The organism is Legionella rowbothamii, assembly GCF_900639985.1.
GTDB classification, from domain to species: domain Bacteria; phylum Pseudomonadota; class Gammaproteobacteria; order Legionellales; family Legionellaceae; genus Legionella; species Legionella rowbothamii.
In genome coordinates this window covers 255,920-273,780 of sequence record NZ_CAAAIM010000003.1, presented here as the reverse complement: position 1 = coordinate 273,780, position 17,861 = coordinate 255,920, and the positions used below count along the sequence as shown (strand labels likewise).

The following is a 17,861-nucleotide window of genomic DNA, read 5'->3' as shown; positions in this document are numbered from 1 at the left end:
ACCCAAACTCGCCTAAGATGTGTAGTCCTATTGTTGTTTTTTTTATGAAAAAAGCAGCTTTAAGGGTTATTGGGTGATGGATGTGCACTATATTGAAGAATATTTTACCATCCCTATATTCACTAAGAACATTCATCTCCGGGCTCTTGTAAGCTTTGATGCGTGCTGAACGCTTTTTGCCATTTTAAGAAAAACCTGGTTGCGAGCAACCAGGCTAGATTATTTTAATGGTGGAGACTTTTTTCGATTTGGCTGATGTCATCACATAGCTTTCGTGCTTGTTGCACTACTAAAGACGGATCTTGACCTTCAACCATAACTCGCAATAAAGGCTCAGTGCCTGAAGGGCGTAATAAGACTCGCCCTTCACCTTGCAAGCTAGTTTCTAAGCTTTTTACTACACGAATTACTTCCGAATTACTTGCGAGTAACGAGGCATGGGTAGTTTTTAAATTCACCAAGCTTTGTGGTAGCAAAGAAATGCCGCCAGTTAATTCCTGTAAACTCTTTCCTTGTTTCACCATAATAGATAGGACTTGTAATGCAGCGACAATGCCATCACCGGTTGTGGTCTTATCAAGGCAAACGATATGACCTGATGTTTCTCCACCAATCTTCCAATTATTTTCTCGTAAAGCCTCTAGGACGTAACGGTCCCCTACATTGGAGCGAATAAAAGGAATGCCCAATTCGGTAATAGCCATTTCAAGACCATAATTACTCATGATGGTACCAACAACACCGCCATGTAAGACGCCACGTTCATGGCGATCTTTAGCAATGATATAGAGAATTTGATCACCATCAATCAAATTACCTTTTGCATCGACTAATAATACGCGGTCACCATCGCCATCCAAACCAATACCAATATCAGCGCCCGTGCTAAGCACCTTCTGAATCAGATGTGCAGGTGAAGTTGAACCGCAATCCTGATTGATATTAAAACCATCAGGCTTATTTCCAATAGCAGTAACATTAGCACCTAATTCAGCAAAAACGTTAGGGGCAATGTGATAGGTAGCACCATTAGCACAATCAACCACAATTTTGAGACCGGATAAGCGAGTCATGGAAGGTATGGTTGATTTACAGAACTCAATGTAACGCCCGGTTGCGTCATTAATACGCGTGGCCTTACCTAATTGTTCTGATGGAACCGTTTCCATCTTTTTATCTAGCTCTGCTTCGATAGCAAGCTCTACACTATCAGGAATCTTACCTCCTTCAGCGGAGAAAAATTTGATGCCATTATCCTCAAATAAATTATGTGAGGCACTAATCACGATCCCGGCATTAGCTCGGAGTGTTTGCGTTAAATAAGCAATTGCCGGAGTCGGCATTGGACCCAGCAAGGCCACATCAACACCTGCCGCAGATAAACCTGCTTCTAATGCAGACTCCAGCATATAACCAGACACTCGAGTGTCTTTACCTATAACGACCTTTTTCCGATGGCCATTTGCCAACACACGCCCTACGGCCCAACCTAATTTTAAAACAAATTCAGGATTAATATTTGATAATCCTACATGTCCACGTATACCATCGGTACCAAAATACTTACGTTGACTCATCCTTTCCTACCTTATTATTAGACTATTGCGCTCGTTCCACTAAATCGATCATTTTTAACGCCTGATGTGTTTCATCAACATCATGCGTTCTTATTATTCCTATGCCCTTTAATGCTGCATACACAGCCAGGGTAATACTTCCTATTAAACGACCATCCACCTCTTTGTTGAGCACAGCTCCAATTGAACTCTTGCGTGAAACACCTAACAGAAATGGCATTTCAAATTCAACAAAATGATCCAGCATCTTTATTAAATATAAGTTATCTTGCGTTTGTTTGCCAAAACCAAAACCAAAATCTAAAATTAAATGTTGTTTTTCAATGCCTGCATTCAAACACGCATTAATCCGTTCAATAAAAAACTGCCTCACTGTTTCATAAACCCCATCAGGATAATGAGGGTTTTGTTGCATTGTGCGGGGTTCACCCTGCATGTGCATCAAGCATACTGGCACCGCTAACTGTGCGGCCATTTCCAGTGCACCTTCCGTACGTAATGCATTAATATCATTAATTAAATTAGCCCCAGCCTTAACTGCTGCGGCCATTACTTCCGGTTTAGTTGTATCAATTGAAATACAAACATCGGAATGAGCACGAATTTGTTCGATAACGGGTATCACTCTATTCAGCTCGTCCTCAACTGATACTGGCTCAGCCCCAGGCTTAGTTGACTCACCGCCTATATCAATTAAATCAGCTCCTAAGCCAATTAAGTGAAAGGCATGCTCACAGGCCATATCCAGGGATAAAAACTTACCACCATCAGAAAAAGAATTGGGAGTTACGTTTAAAATTCCCATTATTAATGGTTTTTCAGAATAACACCCCGTGGGAAGCTGGCTGCGACAAGTAAGCCAGCTTAAAAATTGCTCAGAATTCACCTACTGATCTCACTCAAAACTACTAGTGTTCTTCAGCAGGATTAACGCTTACCTCAGTATCACCTGATTTTGCAGGAGCATCATTGACTGCATCAGCTTTGTCCAGAGGCTGGGAGGTTGTTCCCCAATCTTGCGGTGGAGTAGGCTCTTTGCCTGACATAATTTCCTGAATTTGTTTCGTATCAATGGTTTCATACTTAATCAGGCTTTGTGCCATAAGATGTAATTTATCCATATTGGCAACCAGAATTTCTTTTGCTCGTTGATAGTTTCTATCAATAATGGCTCGAACTTCATCATCAATTTGCTGAGCAGTTCTATCAGACATCTCTTTATGCTTATTCATAGAACGTCCTAGGAATACTTCTTCCTCTTCTTCGCCAAAAGTCAGCGGGCCAAGAGAAGATAAACCCCAAGAAGTAACCATTTTACGTGCAATTTCTGTTGAACGCATAATGTCATTCGATGCACCCGTAGTAACACTTTCTAATCCAAAAATCAGCTCTTCCGCTATTCGACCACCAAACAAACTAGATAGTTGACTTTCCAAACGACGTTTACTATGGCTGTAACGATCTTGCTCGGGTAAGAACATCGTAACCCCTAATGCACGTCCGCGTGGAATAATAGACACCTTGTATACTGGATCATGCTCAGGAACAGATAAACCAACAATAGCATGTCCGGCTTCATGATATGCCGTTAGTTTCTTCTCATTATCATCCATCACCATGGAGCGGCGCTCAGCACCCATCATAATCTTGTCTTTAGCTTTCTCTAATTCTACCATGCTGACTTTGCGCTTATTTGAGCGTGCGGCAAACAAGGCCGCTTCATTCACTAGATTTGATAAATCAGCTCCAGAAAAGCCTGGGGTGCCACGTGCAATATCCATTACTTCAATACCACTATCTACAGGTACTTTTTGTAAGTGTACTCTTAAGATTTGCTCACGACCACGAATATCAGGCAACGGTACAACAACCTGGCGGTCAAAGCGGCCAGGACGTAATAATGCAGGGTCTAAAACGTCAGGACGGTTAGTTGCTGCAACAACAATCACCCCTTCGCTTCCTTCAAAACCATCCATTTCTACCAGTAATTGGTTCAATGTTTGTTCACGCTCATCATGACCGCCACCAAGACCAGCTCCGCGGTGTCTGCCCACAGCATCGATTTCATCAATAAAAATAATGCATGGAGCGTGTTTCTTCGCTTGCTCAAACATATCGCGTACACGAGATGCGCCTACACCAACAAACATTTCAACGAAATCAGAGCCAGAAATCGTGAAAAAAGGTACTTTTGCTTCACCAGCAACCGCTCTAGCCAATAAGGTTTTACCAGTTCCAGGAGAACCAACAAGTAAAACGCCGCGAGGAATACGGCCACCGAGATTTTGGAATTTGGTTGGGTCACGTAAGAAGTCAACTAACTCCTTCACTTCATCTTTAGCTTCATCAACCCCGGCCACATCAGCAAAAGTTACTTTAACTTGATCTTCGCCTAATAGACGGGCACGTGAACGACCAAAAGACATAGCTCCACGACCGCCCCCACCTTGCATTTGGCGCATAAAGAATACCCAAACACCAATCAATAAGAGCATAGGGAACCAATTTACAAACAAGTGTAATAAAAAGCTCTCTTGCTGCTTTTCTTGTCCGCTAACATCTACCTTGCTTTTTAATAGCTCACCAAGCAATGCATTATCTTGCATCGGCATATAGGTAACAAAGCGTTTGTTATTTTTAGTTATCCCTTTGATGATTTTATCGTCTTCAATGGTTACCGTATTGACCATACCCTGATCGACTTCTTTCAGAAATTGGCTGTAGGAAATTTTCTCGGCAGCAGAGTTTCGAGGCCCGAAATTACTGAAAACAGAGACCAGTACGATCGCTATGATCAGCCATAAAAACAAATTCTTAACCATGTCGTTCAAAGTATTAACCTCGTTAGTGCGTAAAGCTTTATATTTTTAAGAGGACAAAATTCTTAATATATAAAGTTACTATAAATTGTATCCCTTTGCCAGCAAATAGGTTTCTTTTGAACGCGCTCGTGAAGCAGCCGGTTTACGAATGACCACTTTATCAAAAGAAGCTTTGGCCTGTTTTACTAAATCATCAAAACCTGAACCATGAAATATCTTAACTAGCATAGAGCCGCCAGGCTTTAACATTTTATCTGCGAAATCAAAAGCTAACTCCACTAAATACATCGCTCGTGGAATATCAATTGCAGTCGTACCACTCATATTTGGGGCCATATCCGATAAAACCAAGTCCACGCTGCGCTCAGGGATTAAATCCATGAGTTGTTGCAAAACCTCATCTTCACGAAAATCGCCAAGAATAATATCTACATCCGGCAAAGAATCCATGGGCAAAATATCTAAGGCCACAATCCGCCCCCGTCCTTGTAGACGTTCAGAAACATATTGAGTCCAGCCTCCTGGAGCGGCCCCTAAATCAACCACCGTCATGCCTGGCTTTAGCAAAGACTCTTTTTCATCGACTTCTTTAAGTTTATATATTGCACGGCTGCGGTATCCTTCAGCCTGGGCTTTTTTCACATAAACATCATCAAAATGCTCTTGCAACCAGCGTTTACTGCTTTTGGTACGACTCATAATTAGTACTATACTGTTTATAATTTTATATCAATTTAACTTATGATACTGAATTTCACTACCTATTCCCAGCAAAACGTGCAATAATTTGCCATTTTATTATTAGTTTTAAGGAATCCTTTGCAGTGGACACATCATTTAGACGCTCACTTAAAGCCCAAGCCCATCATTTAAAACCTGTAGTTCTTATTGGCGCAAAAGGTTTAACTGAAGCGGTAGCGGCAGAAACTGATGTTGCATTGCTTGCTCATGAGTTAATTAAAGTTAAAATTAATGGCGCAGAGCGAGAAGACCGCATACTCATTGCTAATGAGCTATGCCAACAGTTAAGTGCGGAGTTAGTACAGCTAATCGGAAATACGGCTATTATTTATCGTAAGAATAAAGATAAGTAATCAAAGTATGATTAAAAACTCCCCAGTGTTCATTTTTCAATGCCATTAAACCGGTATAGCCTTTTTGCTTGCAACTAGGGCTATACCATAAAAAGACAGGATAATGCACGGGGAGTCCATTTATTTACCAAGGCGATACACAATATTAACATCTTCGACTTTCGTCAACTTGCAGCAGCTGATTGTTCAGGTGTATCATTTACTACAACGTATTTTCCTTGACAACTAATCTAGGGTCTGTAAACAGCCCTAAAGTAAAGGGTACTAATTTATTGTCTGGCCTATGATACTAAAACACTTACCTAATGTATTAACCTTATTTCGATTAGGACTGATCGTTCCTTTTCTAATGTTTTTGTATCGTCATGAATACGTTAATTCCTTTTATACGTTTATTCTTGCGGGACTTACTGATGGCTTGGATGGGCTCCTAGCCAGGCGTTTTAATTGGCAAAGTTTTTTTGGTTCTTTTGTTGACCCCTTAGCCGATAAACTATTAATTGCGTCAAGCTTTATTGCTTTAGCGGTAATAGATGTGCTCCCCTGGTGGCTGGTAGCGTTGGTTTTCCTGCGTGACATAACAATTTCTATGGGTGTTCTTGCTTGGTATCATTTCATTCGCCGTAAATTGGATTTTAAACCCACCCTGTTAAGTAAAATTAATACAGCACTCCAATTAACGTTAGTCACATCGTGTTTATTTGAATTAGCCTATTTTCAATTCCCTAGTTACATTTTAAATACTCTCATCGGCTTAACCACGTTCACCACAGCCACAACTTATGTTGATTACATTTGGACCTGGAGCAGAAAAGCCTGGCCTAAAAAAGAATTGTCTCAATGAATAAGCAGTTAGCCTTAGCTATCAAATTAAATGATGAAGCAACCCTGTCTGACTTTAACTGGGGTGAGAATAAGCTATTGCAACAACAATTACAGCGCATGTTCACACTCAAAGAAGATCGTTTGCTGTATCTCTGGGGCTGCAATGGCAGTGGCAAATCTCATTTATTACAAGCGTCTTGCCAAGCAGTTAACTCCACTGAATCTGCAATTTATCTTCCCTTGAATTTGCTTAAAGAATGGGGACCTCAAGCACTCGAAGGCTTAGAAGAGCAAGCCTTAATTTGTATTGATGATATTGATGCGATTGCGGAAGATTCAGCCTGGGAAGAAGCAATATTTCATTTGTACAATAAAATCAAAGATATGGAAAAAAGTCTTTTAATTATTTCGGGCAATCAATCGCCAACTACTTCGCCGATTAAATTGCCGGACTTGCGCTCTCGACTAAGTTGGGGCTTAGTGATTCACCTGATGGAACTGAGTGACGAGGATAAAATTAATACATTAAAATTGCATGCGGCACGGCGTGGTTTTGATTTACCTGAAAGCGTGGGACAGTTCCTGATTAGTCGCTGCTCACGTAATATGCATGACCTGCATCAATTGCTTAATCGTCTAGATGATGCTTCTCTGGCGGCCCAACGTAAAATTACCATTCCCTTTGTTAAAAATATTTTGGGTATTTAGTTTCAGTCCGTACTATTAGATTTTAGTTAGCCCCAACAATTCATCGAGTCACACCCAAACTTTACGGGGGCAACCTACAAGTCCTGGCAAAAAAGCATTAGCTTACATGTGCTAAAAAGAAAATACAGATGTTTGCCCTATTACCATTCCCATTGAAGAACTAGCCGTATCCCGTTCAATGTGCTGACTATTCCTCATGAATGAATAACGATTAGTACTTGCGTTTACTGTTATCGAAGTAATTTGCTCGTCTTCTGTTCTTGCATTTTTCTTTAGCGTAGCCAATTGCTGTTTTGTATCAAAGACGTCGTGGATGTGTTTTTTTAAATTTCTTAATTTTTCTTGTTCACTCGTCAAGGAGTCACGATTACATAAAGCAGCAATTCGGGTCTCATCAAGCCCCAGCCAGCTACTCACCAAAAACTCTAAACCAGGAAACTCAACAAACCAGAATAAGCTCATAGCAGCCAAACCAACCAAAGTGCTACATAATAATACGGGCAAGGATGCTGGTGAGACCGTGGTCATAATAAGTCCGAAAAGGCTTAAAGAAACGGTTTGCGCGGCGCAAAAACTACCACCAAACCGTAATGCCGCGAAAATTGTTGATAAAGCTAATTTAACTGAATGGAGATGCCCACTATAACGAGCCTCCTCGAATTGATGGCTTACCGCACTAAGTTGGGTAAAACATTGCTCCAGCAAAGTAGTAATCTGTTCCAATTGCGGCAATTCATCTTCAGGAAGTCCTAATAAAGAATATTTTGCTATTTTCTTTCTGATGTTCTTTATTTCATTATACTGTTGTAAATAAACATCAAGGAGCTTGTAAGCATCCGTGAGTTTAACCCCTAAACTATCAGATAACTTAGCCAGCTCAAAACCACAAAAAGCAATAATTGATAAAGTGGAGAAAATAAAGCCACTCGCCAGAATAAACGCAGCAGGCAAAGCAAAAATGCTCATAATCGTGACCACACAATCAAAACCATCACAGGCAACAACTAACATCCCTGCCGTCGTGAGTAATCCCAGTTTTACAGTATCATACAATGACAAATCATTTTTAGCTTTGTTAGCAATATTCACATCGCCATTCATTGCCAAACATAAATCATGTAGCAGTTCGGTACGTAATGAAAGGAGAAGAAAATCAATTTCTTGTTGCGAATGTGTTGGCGAAGCAAGCACAGGCGGTTGCTCATGAAACCATGATAAAAATAAAGTCAGCTCAAGGGAGCTTGGTATTGGTTTTTGTTGTTCAAAGCCGCAAGCAAATTGAAATTTACTGAGTAATTCCTGAGAATGCGAACTGAGATCTACATAAATATTAACCAATGTCTAATCCCCATTAATTTGTTAACGAGCCAATTATACAATAACAAACCATAAATTGTACATAGTTTGAACAAACTTTGTTGACTACTTAGCTTCTTCCCAATAAATTTCCATTTATTCAAAGAAACAATGATTAATCAAAAAATTACATTAAAGCCATTAGGGCCTTATCCTTAGATTAATATCATAGAATGGCTTAACTTTGTATCCAAGCCGTATTACGCTGGGCTAATAAGGATAATGTCACTATTCTCAGCGATAACACTTTTAGATTATTCAGCGCCCTCTTTGCTCAAATAAAAATCATGATATATAATTAAAAGACGAACATTGATCAAGGACGGCGAACATGAGGAAAACAATTATCGCATTATTAGTGTTTGTGCCCACTCTATTCTTAAGTGGCTGTTATGTCACCACAACCACCACTCCCAATAATTACTCCTATTCAGGCTATACAGGGTATTACCCTGGCTGGAATAATACCTACTATGGTGGCTGGGGCGGTTATCGCAATGCCTGGTACAGAAATAGTGCCTGGAGAGGCGGATGGGGGCATCATGGTGGCTGGGGTTATCATGGTGGTTGGCATCGCGGCGGCGGTTGGCATGGTGGCGGTTTTCATCGCGGCGGCGGTTTCCGACATCGATAAGCGAGTTCTAAAGCTAGATTACAAAATGGTACTGGAATTCAAGCAGAGGTTCCAGTGCCATTTTTATTAGATTACCGAATATTCTGCATTATCCATTTCTGCCTTAACCGTTACCTTTTTTATTACAATAAAACGGCTTAAATAAGGTGCGATGATCCACATTAAAAAAGCTATCGCCAAAGTAACCAAACCGATACAAGCAAAAACATCCGTATAAAGCATGAGTGACTGCACCCCTGGCTTAACATGCTCGGGCAAAGCGGTATACGATGCGACACTGGCGCCGATGAAACCAGAAATGGAGGAAGCTAAAAACCAGATCCCCATGACAAAGCCGGTCATGCGCAGAGGTACTAACTCTGCGACCATGGCTACCCCTAAGGCAGAAACCAAAAGTTCGCCAACGCTTTGAAATAAATAACTAATTATGAGCCACCATGAAGATACCATGCCATTCTCAGTGTAAAAATAGCGCGCAAAATATAATACTAAAAAGCTTAAAGCACACATAGTCATGCCTAAGGCAAATTTATAGGGCGTAAAAAATGGGACCCCTTTTTGGTTAAGTCGGGAATATAAAGAAGCTAAAACAGGACTCATCAAAATAATCCAAATTGGATTTAAAGCTTGAAAGCTTTGGGCATCGATGGTGATTCCAAAAAAATGTGGAACCACGTTATTCACGGCAAATAAATTAAGTGACGTAGGCATTTGTTGGTATAAAATAAAGAAAATAAGCGCTTCGATCATCAGTACCAACGCCACGATCATCCGAAGCATCGCAGCTCTGTTTTCTTTGCAAGCTAAATACCCATAATACAACATCACCACACAAGTAATAGCCCAGAATAAATTTTTTGCTAAAGAAACATGTTGTAATAAATACGCGGAAAACTCGGTAAGCAGATAAACACCAATAAAAATTACAAGCCATTGCACTAAGGAGATCCGCCGTTGATCGGCAAGGGTATTAATATGAGCAACATGCTTGCGCTGCCACCAATAATTACCTAATCCCAATATGAGTCCTATCGAGCTCATTAAATAGGCATAAGAATAACCGTAGCGACTGGCAATCACCGGACCGACAACTAAAGCAATCATACTGCCTAGATTGATAGCCATGTAATACAAAGTAAACCCACCATGTAATCGCGAGTCTTGAGGCTTATAACACTTAGCCAATAGGTTAGATGGATTTGCTTTGAATAAGCCATTACCGACGCAAACCAATCCTAGAGCAAGAAATACATGTTCTTTATCAGTGATTGCCAAGGCAAAATATCCAGCCGATAAAACCACTAAACCCAGCACAATGGTTCGTTTAGTGCCTAAGATGGAATCGCCTAAATAGCCGCCTATCACAATCAAACCATAAACTAAGGCGGAAAAAGCGCCAAACGTATAATAGGACTCTACGTCGCTATAACCTAAATAACGGATGAAATAGAGTGTTAAAATCCCTTGAACTGTGTAAAACCCAAACCGCTCCCATAACTCTAACAAAAAAATCATGTGAAATGCACGTGGCTGTTCACGAAGTAGGTTCAGCATGAGTCTTCCTTCCCTAGAAGATAATATTTAAACTTAAAATAATTTTTTACTTTTTGCAATGCGTCTTATGGCAAGAAGGTTGGTAACCTGTTCCTAAAAAGAGGCAAATCGGTTTTCTTCTTCACCATTTGATGCATTCCTTCCTTCAGAATCACCATCACGATTAGAGTCTCCTTCTCGCTCAGTATCCTCTGAGTCTTCCTCAGGCTCACCAACATGAGTGTTATGAGCTATAACCTGTTCATCAATAGCAATATCCTCTTCAGCATTCAATAAATCATCAGCCAGAGCAGTTGTTTGCTCATGGCTCAGGCTGGCAATAACTGCTTCTCGCGTCCCTAGAAGATGCTCTAACATAGCACCAGTTGAATTTAATTCTGCATTTGGGGTTTCACCAAGAGACTCGCTCTCCTGCGCCATATTCACATTTGTAGGTTCCAATGTATTTTCTAAACCCCGTGCATCTTTTTTTTCTGCTTCACTATTTCCCAAGACATTGCGTAACTTATCCATAACCCAGTTTCCGGCATCACGAAGTATAGGACCAACGATGCGAGCGGCAATATAAGCAGCACTCGCCACTCCAACTCCTGCCAATATTGGAAAACCAACTGCGGGAAAAAATAAAGACAAAACTAAACCTACCATCGCTAGGGAGGCAAAACCAACACCAAGCCCTTTATCCAAAATATGGATGAATTCCAATTTTTTGATTTTTTCATTAACGACTACTTCTCGTTCCTTTAACCCTGTTATTTTATTTTTTTGCTCATCATATTGCTTTTTCAAGACATCAATCTGTGCACAAAGCGCTTTTTGTTCTTCCGTAGCTGTGGCCTGAGCAAGAGATTCCTGCAATAGATTCGCCTGCTCTTGAAGTAGAGACATTTCCCCTTCAGCCTTGACGATTTCGGTAGCCAACGCTCTTCTTTCTTTTCCTAAATGATAGCGTTCGTAAATGGCTTTACCCAATAAAAAGGAGCTTAAGCCCATGCTTACCCCACCAAGAACAAGACCAATTGGTGTTGCTGCTGCAGGCACTAAAATAGAGGTAAGGGTAAGACCAAGCAATACGCCTGAATACATCCAACGCGCATTATTATTTAAGGTAAAGGGAACTTTCTCGCCATAAATATAGGATGACAAATAAATCATGGGAATAAGAAGAAAATCCAGCGCGGCTAAAGCAGCTCCGCCCCAATGAAATCCATGGTTAAGATGACTAGGTGCCTTCAGACCGGGTATTTCAGTGAATGAATTTCCCACATGTATTGCCTGCTCCCCTAATTCACTAGCATTTTTAACAAATTGCGAGACAAAAGGAATCCTTTTCAAAAGAGGCACAGAAACTGTAGGCTTTTTTATATCGTAAAGTACTGGTGCTTGCATTTGGATTAACAAATCGTTTGCTTGTTCGACCGAAATAGCAGCCCTACTCTCCTCCGCTCCCATAGCTCACCTAAAAATAACTTTATTCATTTTTAATATAGCAATAAAAACTTAAGAAAATCTGATGATGCTTGCTAATCGACTGCGATCTCAACTATATTTTCTCTTAGAAATCATTAACAGTAGCAAAAATAATATGACGGCTAAAAAAGCCCTTTATCTAGCAGGTGGTGGTGCCCGTGGTGCATATCAGGCGGGTGTTCTTAAAGCGATTGGCCATATTTTACAAGTTAAACAACTGCCATTTAGTCTGATCAGTGGTGTTAGCGTGGGCAGTATTAATGCGGTTGTTCTTGCGGAGAATGCGGACGACTTCCCCAGAGCATTAGACAAATTAGAAATGCTTTGGAGTGAAATCCATTGTCAGCAAATCTATAAAGCGAGCAATTACGAGCTGGGTAAATCGGTGATGCGTAATGTCAGCACTTTAATTATAAAACAGCGGGAAACCGGGCATTTACTGGATACCACGCCATTAAAAGAACTTATTGAAGAAACAATGGATTTTTCTCGCATTGCAAAAAACATCAGTGAGGGACATCTTAATACCTTGGAAATCATTAGCAACTGCTATCAAACCAACCAGACCATTTCTTTTTATGCACACAATAGTCCAGATTTTACTGATTGGCATTATCCACGACACAGCAGTCAACGGACCGAAATCAAAGCGGAACATATTTTAGCCTCCAGTGCCTTACCCTTATTCTTTCCAACAATACCTTTGGATGGATTTCATTATGGCGATGGGAGCGTTGGCTTAGTATCACCCCTGCGTGGGGCAATTCGTTTTGAAGTGGATAAGATTATGATTTTAGGTACTCGGGCATTGCCGACTTTTGCAGATATCGATGAGCCCGCTAAACATAGTGACATTCCTTTTGCACATATTCTTGGTAGTATGCTGAATGGTTTGTTTTTGGATAACCTTGATCGTGATATTGAAATGGTTAATCGCATGAATGAAATCGCCATGCTCTTATCCATGTGGAAGAAGCGCTACTCTCCGTGGAGACCAATAAATACGGTGCATTTACGTCCGAGTAAAGATGTGGCTTCGATTGCGCAGGCCCATTTTACTTCATTGCCTGTATTACTGCGGTATTTGCTGAATGTTTTAGGGGCTAAAAACCATTCAGGAGATCTCTTAAGCTTCCTGTTATTTGAACGTGAATTTACACGGGAACTGCTTGAATTAGGTTTTCAAGATACAATTAATAATGCGAAGACGGTTGTTAATTTTTTTGAATAGCATGTGGCATCACACCTGGTTGGAAGCAACCAGGTGACATTGTTTTTATGTTCTTAATTGTTTTAGCACTGTTTGGGTGTCTGGTTTAAACCCATGCCAAATAAGAAATGCCTCTGCGGCTTGTTCGACTAGCATTCCTAAGCCATCAACAGCTTCACACCCAGCCTCTTTTGCATAATGCACAAAAGCGGTACCTTCTTGTTTTTTATAGGATAAGTCATAGCAAAATGGTTTTTCTATAAGGCATTCTTGTGGCAAAGAGGGCAACTCCCCCGCTAGACTTGCAGAGGTTGCATTGATGATTAAATCAAAAGCCCCGCTTAGCTGATTAATGCTCTGCACTTGGATTTCTGGGAATAATCGTTGCAGCTCCATGCCTTTGGCTGGCGTGCGATTTACAATAACTAATTCAGCGAGCTTGTTTTGTAATAAAGGATGAATTATTCCTCGAGCCGCCCCCCCTGCACCTAATATGGCTACACGCTTGTCTGGCAAATTAATATAATGGTGTAAATCACGAATTAAACCCACCCCATCCGTATTATCCGCGTGCAATTGATTGTCATTCATCCATAAAGTATTGGCCGCCCCTGCTTGCTTACAACGTTCTGTAACCTGCTGAGCCACCAGGAAAGCGCGCTGCTTAAATGGTAAAGTAACGTTAACACCCCGCCCTTGCTGGTGAAAAAAATCCGTTAGCTGCTGTTCAAAGGACTGTTCATCTGCTTTAATTTTTGCATAGGTAAGTTGAATACCTGCTTGCTTTGCGAAATACTGATGAATTATTGGAGATAAACTATGATGTATCGGATTACCCATCACTGCAAAACGCTGAAACACTACACCCTCCTCTTAATCTGTTCTGTTATTGCTAGTACATCCATCGCAGGCAGTCAATCAATTAATGTTTATCTTAAATTGAAACCAGACAATGATGTGGCAACACTGATTAAAGACTTTAACCAATTTTTAACCCAGGAACAGGTTTTTGATACGTATCAAATCACGCCCCATATTGAAAAAAGCCCTTTGCATCTCACCTTATACATGGCTAATTATAATGAGGCCCAAATTCCTAATATTATTAAACGTACAGCAAATTTAGCAAAACAAGCAAAGCAAATACCTCTTCTTACCTCACGCCTGCTACCGTCTCCTAATGGCTATGTTATGCTTTCAGTAACCAATGTTCCACAAATACAAGGGTTAAGCAACAAAGCTTTAGAAGCATTATCGCACTTACGTGATAAGGAAGCCCGCATTCCTGTATGGGCAACTCGCGATGTAGAGCGACAAATTCTATTTAATCAATATGGTAGCCCTACAGTTTTAAATTATTATAAGCCTCATTTTTCCGTGTTTACTGCGGATCATTTGAATAAATATGAAAGTGTGCAATTGTATAATCAATTACAAAAATTAATCCCTCAATTTGCTAAAAATCATCAACTTCATGTCCGTGCTACGGCATTTGCCATTGGAGTGGGGATTGCTGATTCACAAGGGCAGATTGTAAAAGAGTTAAAATCGTTTAATTTAGAATAGGAAACAGGTATCAGATTCCGTATTACACTCCGCTAATTCGGCCACAGTTTCTAATTTATACTAATGATTGCCCCATCGGCAAGCCTACTTAATGGTAGACTGGGCTTTTCAGTCCAGTCTACCCTTTTCGTTGCCAGCTACGTTATTTTATTTCTGCCACTAAGCTTTTAGATACTACTTCTGCCAAATCACGAGATAAAGACTGTTTGGCTAAGTGCTCGAGCTGTTGGCGCATTAGCATTTGGCGTGGCTTATCATAGCGCTGCCAGCGTGTGAATGGGCTGGCCATCCGAGCAGCAATTTGCGGGTTAAGATTATCCAAAGTCAGCAGCATCTCTGCTAAAAACTGATAGCCGCTGCCATCAGGGGCATGGAAATTACGTGGATTAGCCATACAAAATGCCCCAATTACTGAGCGTGCTTTATTAGGATTTTTTATACTAAAATCTGGGTGCGTTAACAATTTTCGCACCTGCTCTAAAGCATTTGGAAGTTCACTGGCGGCCTGGATAGCAAACCATTTATCCAAGACGAGCTCGTCCTTAGACCATTGCTGATAAAAATCATTAACCGCCTGTTCGCGCATTTTGTGGTTGGAGCAACTAACCAATTGTGCAAAGCTCGCGATTTGATCTGTCATGGTTTTGGCATGAAGAAATTGTTGCTGGCAGGCATCAATCGCAGCCATCTCATTCGCCTTCATCATTAGCCACAAGCATACGTTACGTAACTTCCTACGACCATAGGCTGGGCCATCCATGCGATGATCTTCCGCCTGCCACAATTGTTGATAGAGCGATTGGATTTCAACATATAAATGCGTTCCCAATTGCGTACGGAAATAATCCCGAACGGCTTCTACCTTAGTTACATCTACAGCCTCTAATAGTGCCGCCACCTCTTCAAAACCAGGAGGCATGAGCAATTCAGCTCTCAAATCGGCATCTAAAGAGTCATCGAGTAACACATATCTTAATGCAGCAATTAAAGCCTCGGATACCTGCCACTTATCTTCGGATGAATTTAAGCACTCACTCATACAATTTAACACTAAGCGTTGTGCAGCATCCCATTTTGCATAACCATCAGTTTCATAGCGCACTAAGAAAATCAGCTCATCGCAACTGAGTTCATGTTTCAACTTAATGGGAGCAGAAAATTCACGTAATAAAGAAATTACTGGCTTTTCAGGCAATCCGCTAAAGCTAAAGCTTTGCTCTGTCTCTTTTAACTCGAGAAGTTCATGCTCAATTGGCATTAATTGCCCGGCAGCATCAAATAAAGCCATACGAATAGGGATATGGAATGGCTTTTTATCCTTGCATTCTGGAGTTGCAGGACAAGTTTGTATCATTTTAAGGGTCAACTGCCCTTCCTCATAATGACTACTTACCTTAACCTCTGGCGTCCCAGCTTGGCTATACCAGCGTTTGAATTGCGTTAAATCAACACCATTAGCATCTTCCATTGCAGCAACAAAATCATCAATTGTTACCGCCTGGCCATCATGCCTTTCAAAATATAAATCCATGCCTTTGCGATAGCGCTCTTTACCTAATAAAGTATGCTGCATGCGGATAACTTCCGCCCCCTTATTATAAACTGTCGCGGTATAAAAATTATTGATTTCTTGATAAGACTCTGGTCTTACCGGATGAGCCATGGAGCTGGCATCCTCTGGAAATTGGCTGCTACGTAAGACCTTCACATCGGTAATTCGGTTCACATCACGTGAATTCATATCACGGGAAAACTCTTGATCGCGAAAAACCGTCAATCCTTCTTTCAAACTTAATTGGAACCAGTCACGGCAAGTAACACGATTCCCGGTCCAGTTATGAAAATACTCGTGCGCGACAACCCCTTCAACATCGGCAAAATCTTGATCAGTTGCCGTATCAGGACGAGCTAAAATGTATTTAGAATTAAATATATTTAAGCCCTTATTCTCCATTGCCCCCATATTAAAGTCGCTTACCGCCACGATCATGAAAATATCCAAATCGTATTCGCGACCATAAACTTCCTCATCCCAACGCATGGATTTTTTTAAAGACTCCATTGCATGTCCACATTTATCTTCATTACCAGGCTCAACATAGATGTGTAAATCAATGGTTCTTCCAGAACAGGTAACAAATTGATCGCTAATCTGTGCTAAATTGCCAGCAACCAATGCAAACAGATAAGAGGGCTTCTTAAAAGGATCCTGCCATACCACCCAATGCCGCCCATTCCCCTCATCCCCGGAATCAATTAAATTTCCATTGGATAATAGTGTTGGATACTGCTGTTTATCAGCAGAAATACGTGTGGTATAAGTGGCTAATACATCAGGACGGTCGAGGAAATAGGTAATCCGGCGAAAACCTTCTGCCTCACATTGAGTACAAAATAAATGGTTAGAACGATAAAGCCCGGATAATTGCGTATTATTTTGTGGGTAAATACGGGTAACAATCTTTAGCATCACTTCATCAGGGCAATGTTCAATGATTAACCCATCCTCAGTTAACTGATACCCAGATGCTTCTAATTGCTGACCATTCAGGTGTAAGCTCACTAATTCAAGCTCTTCACCATATAAATGCAAGGCACCTGCGTGTTGGCGCGTTAATTTAAGCTCACTGCTCACTAAAGCATGATCATCATATAAATCGAAATTTAAATCTACAGTATCGACTGCAAACAAAGGTGCCTGATAGTTTTTTAAATAAATGGTACTGTCTGAAGTGGTCATCATTTTCCCTTAAAACGCGAATTGTGGATAAGAATTACCTAAAGTTTTCTATAAATCAATGAGTACATCGCAAAAAAGCGTTGAACAACAACAGAAATATTTGTCAATTATAGGCCAGAGAATGCAAAAATCGATTGCTGTATTAATGCAGTTAGCATTCCAAACATAAAAAAACATTTAAGTTTATTGAGTTATCTGGAAAACTACTTAAATTAGTGCCTATACTTGATGTAAGAAGTTTCTTTGCAAAATAAATAAAAAGAAGCAGAGATACCGGAAATCACGTTATATCCTGCTGAGGGATA

The 17,861-nt window shown here is 40.6% G+C and carries 15 protein-coding genes; 6 read left to right on the top strand and 9 right to left on the bottom strand.

From position 1 onward, the window contains the following. Positions 1-224: 224 nt before the first annotated feature. From glmM to rlmE, 4 genes are all read right to left on the bottom strand, one after another. Entirely contained in the window at positions 225-1,577 is a 1,353-nt protein-coding gene (gene glmM, locus E1P08_RS07915) for a phosphoglucosamine mutase (protein WP_133136489.1), read from the bottom strand. A 22-nt stretch (positions 1,578-1,599) separates the two neighbouring features. Then, on the bottom strand, positions 1,600-2,463 hold the full coding sequence (gene folP, locus E1P08_RS07910) for a dihydropteroate synthase (RefSeq protein ID WP_242602407.1): 864 nt from the start codon (positions 2,461-2,463) through the stop codon (positions 1,600-1,602). 22 nt (positions 2,464-2,485) lie between these two features. Beyond that, positions 2,486-4,399, bottom strand: a complete 1,914-nt coding sequence (gene ftsH / locus E1P08_RS07905; RefSeq protein ID WP_165485129.1) for an ATP-dependent zinc metalloprotease FtsH — start codon at positions 4,397-4,399, stop codon at positions 2,486-2,488. Positions 4,400-4,477: 78 nt separating this feature from the next. Beyond that, positions 4,478-5,098, bottom strand: a complete 621-nt coding sequence (rlmE, locus tag E1P08_RS07900) for a 23S rRNA (uridine(2552)-2'-O)-methyltransferase RlmE (RefSeq protein WP_133136487.1) — start codon at positions 5,096-5,098, stop codon at positions 4,478-4,480. 125 nt (positions 5,099-5,223) lie between these two features. Between rlmE and yhbY the strand changes: the two genes are divergently transcribed. The 3 genes from yhbY (at position 5,224) to hda (ending at position 7,026) form a co-directional block, all read left to right on the top strand. Next, positions 5,224-5,493 (top strand): ribosome assembly RNA-binding protein YhbY, encoded by a 270-nt coding sequence (gene yhbY, locus E1P08_RS07895; protein WP_133136486.1) that lies wholly within the window; start codon positions 5,224-5,226, stop codon positions 5,491-5,493. Positions 5,494-5,776: 283 nt separating this feature from the next. Next, positions 5,777-6,337 carry a CDP-alcohol phosphatidyltransferase family protein gene (locus E1P08_RS07890; RefSeq protein WP_133136485.1) on the top strand — a complete coding sequence of 187 codons (561 nt, stop codon included), beginning with the start codon at positions 5,777-5,779 and terminating at the stop codon, positions 6,335-6,337. Beyond that, complete coding sequence (gene hda / locus E1P08_RS07885) at positions 6,334-7,026, top strand: DnaA regulatory inactivator Hda (protein WP_133136484.1); 693 nt, start codon at positions 6,334-6,336, stop codon at positions 7,024-7,026. Before E1P08_RS07890 ends, hda begins: the two co-directional genes overlap by 4 nt. A 111-nt stretch (positions 7,027-7,137) precedes the next feature. Here hda and E1P08_RS07880 read toward each other — a convergent pair whose 3' ends face one another. Beyond that, entirely contained in the window at positions 7,138-8,364 is a 1,227-nt protein-coding gene (locus tag E1P08_RS07880) for a hypothetical protein (protein ID WP_133136483.1), read from the bottom strand. 349 nt (positions 8,365-8,713) lie between these two features. On the opposite strand from E1P08_RS07880, the gene E1P08_RS07875 reads away from it, so the two are divergent. Then, positions 8,714-9,016, top strand: coding sequence for a hypothetical protein (locus tag E1P08_RS07875; RefSeq protein ID WP_133136482.1), 303 nt, complete (start codon positions 8,714-8,716; stop codon positions 9,014-9,016). 66 nt (positions 9,017-9,082) lie between these two features. Here the strand turns inward: E1P08_RS07875 and E1P08_RS07870 are convergent, their stop codons facing one another. Together E1P08_RS07870 and E1P08_RS07865 are read right to left on the bottom strand one after the other, a co-directional pair. Next, a complete protein-coding gene (locus tag E1P08_RS07870) occupies positions 9,083-10,570 on the bottom strand; it encodes an oligopeptide:H+ symporter (RefSeq protein ID WP_133136481.1) in 1,488 nt (495 codons plus the stop codon). Between the two features lie 93 nt (positions 10,571-10,663). Next, positions 10,664-12,022 carry a PspA/IM30 family protein gene (locus E1P08_RS07865; RefSeq protein WP_133136480.1) on the bottom strand — a complete coding sequence of 453 codons (1,359 nt, stop codon included), beginning with the start codon at positions 12,020-12,022 and terminating at the stop codon, positions 10,664-10,666. Between the two features lie 133 nt (positions 12,023-12,155). Between E1P08_RS07865 and E1P08_RS07860 the strand changes: the two genes are divergently transcribed. Then, positions 12,156-13,271 (top strand): patatin-like phospholipase family protein, encoded by a 1,116-nt coding sequence (locus E1P08_RS07860; protein ID WP_133136479.1) that lies wholly within the window; start codon positions 12,156-12,158, stop codon positions 13,269-13,271. A 45-nt stretch (positions 13,272-13,316) separates the two neighbouring features. On the opposite strand, the gene aroE is transcribed toward E1P08_RS07860, so the two are convergent. Beyond that, positions 13,317-14,111, bottom strand: a complete 795-nt coding sequence (gene aroE, locus E1P08_RS07855; protein WP_133136478.1) for a shikimate dehydrogenase — start codon at positions 14,109-14,111, stop codon at positions 13,317-13,319. Between aroE and E1P08_RS07850 the strand changes: the two genes are divergently transcribed. Further along, entirely contained in the window at positions 14,070-14,816 is a 747-nt protein-coding gene (locus tag E1P08_RS07850; RefSeq protein WP_242602406.1) for a hypothetical protein, read from the top strand. The two genes, aroE and E1P08_RS07850, sit on opposite strands and share 42 nt — an antisense overlap. Before the next feature lie 142 nt (positions 14,817-14,958). Here E1P08_RS07850 and pepN read toward each other — a convergent pair whose 3' ends face one another. After that, positions 14,959-17,556, bottom strand: a complete 2,598-nt coding sequence (gene pepN, locus E1P08_RS07845; protein ID WP_133136528.1) for an aminopeptidase N — start codon at positions 17,554-17,556, stop codon at positions 14,959-14,961. Between the last annotated feature and the right edge of the window lie 305 nt (positions 17,557-17,861).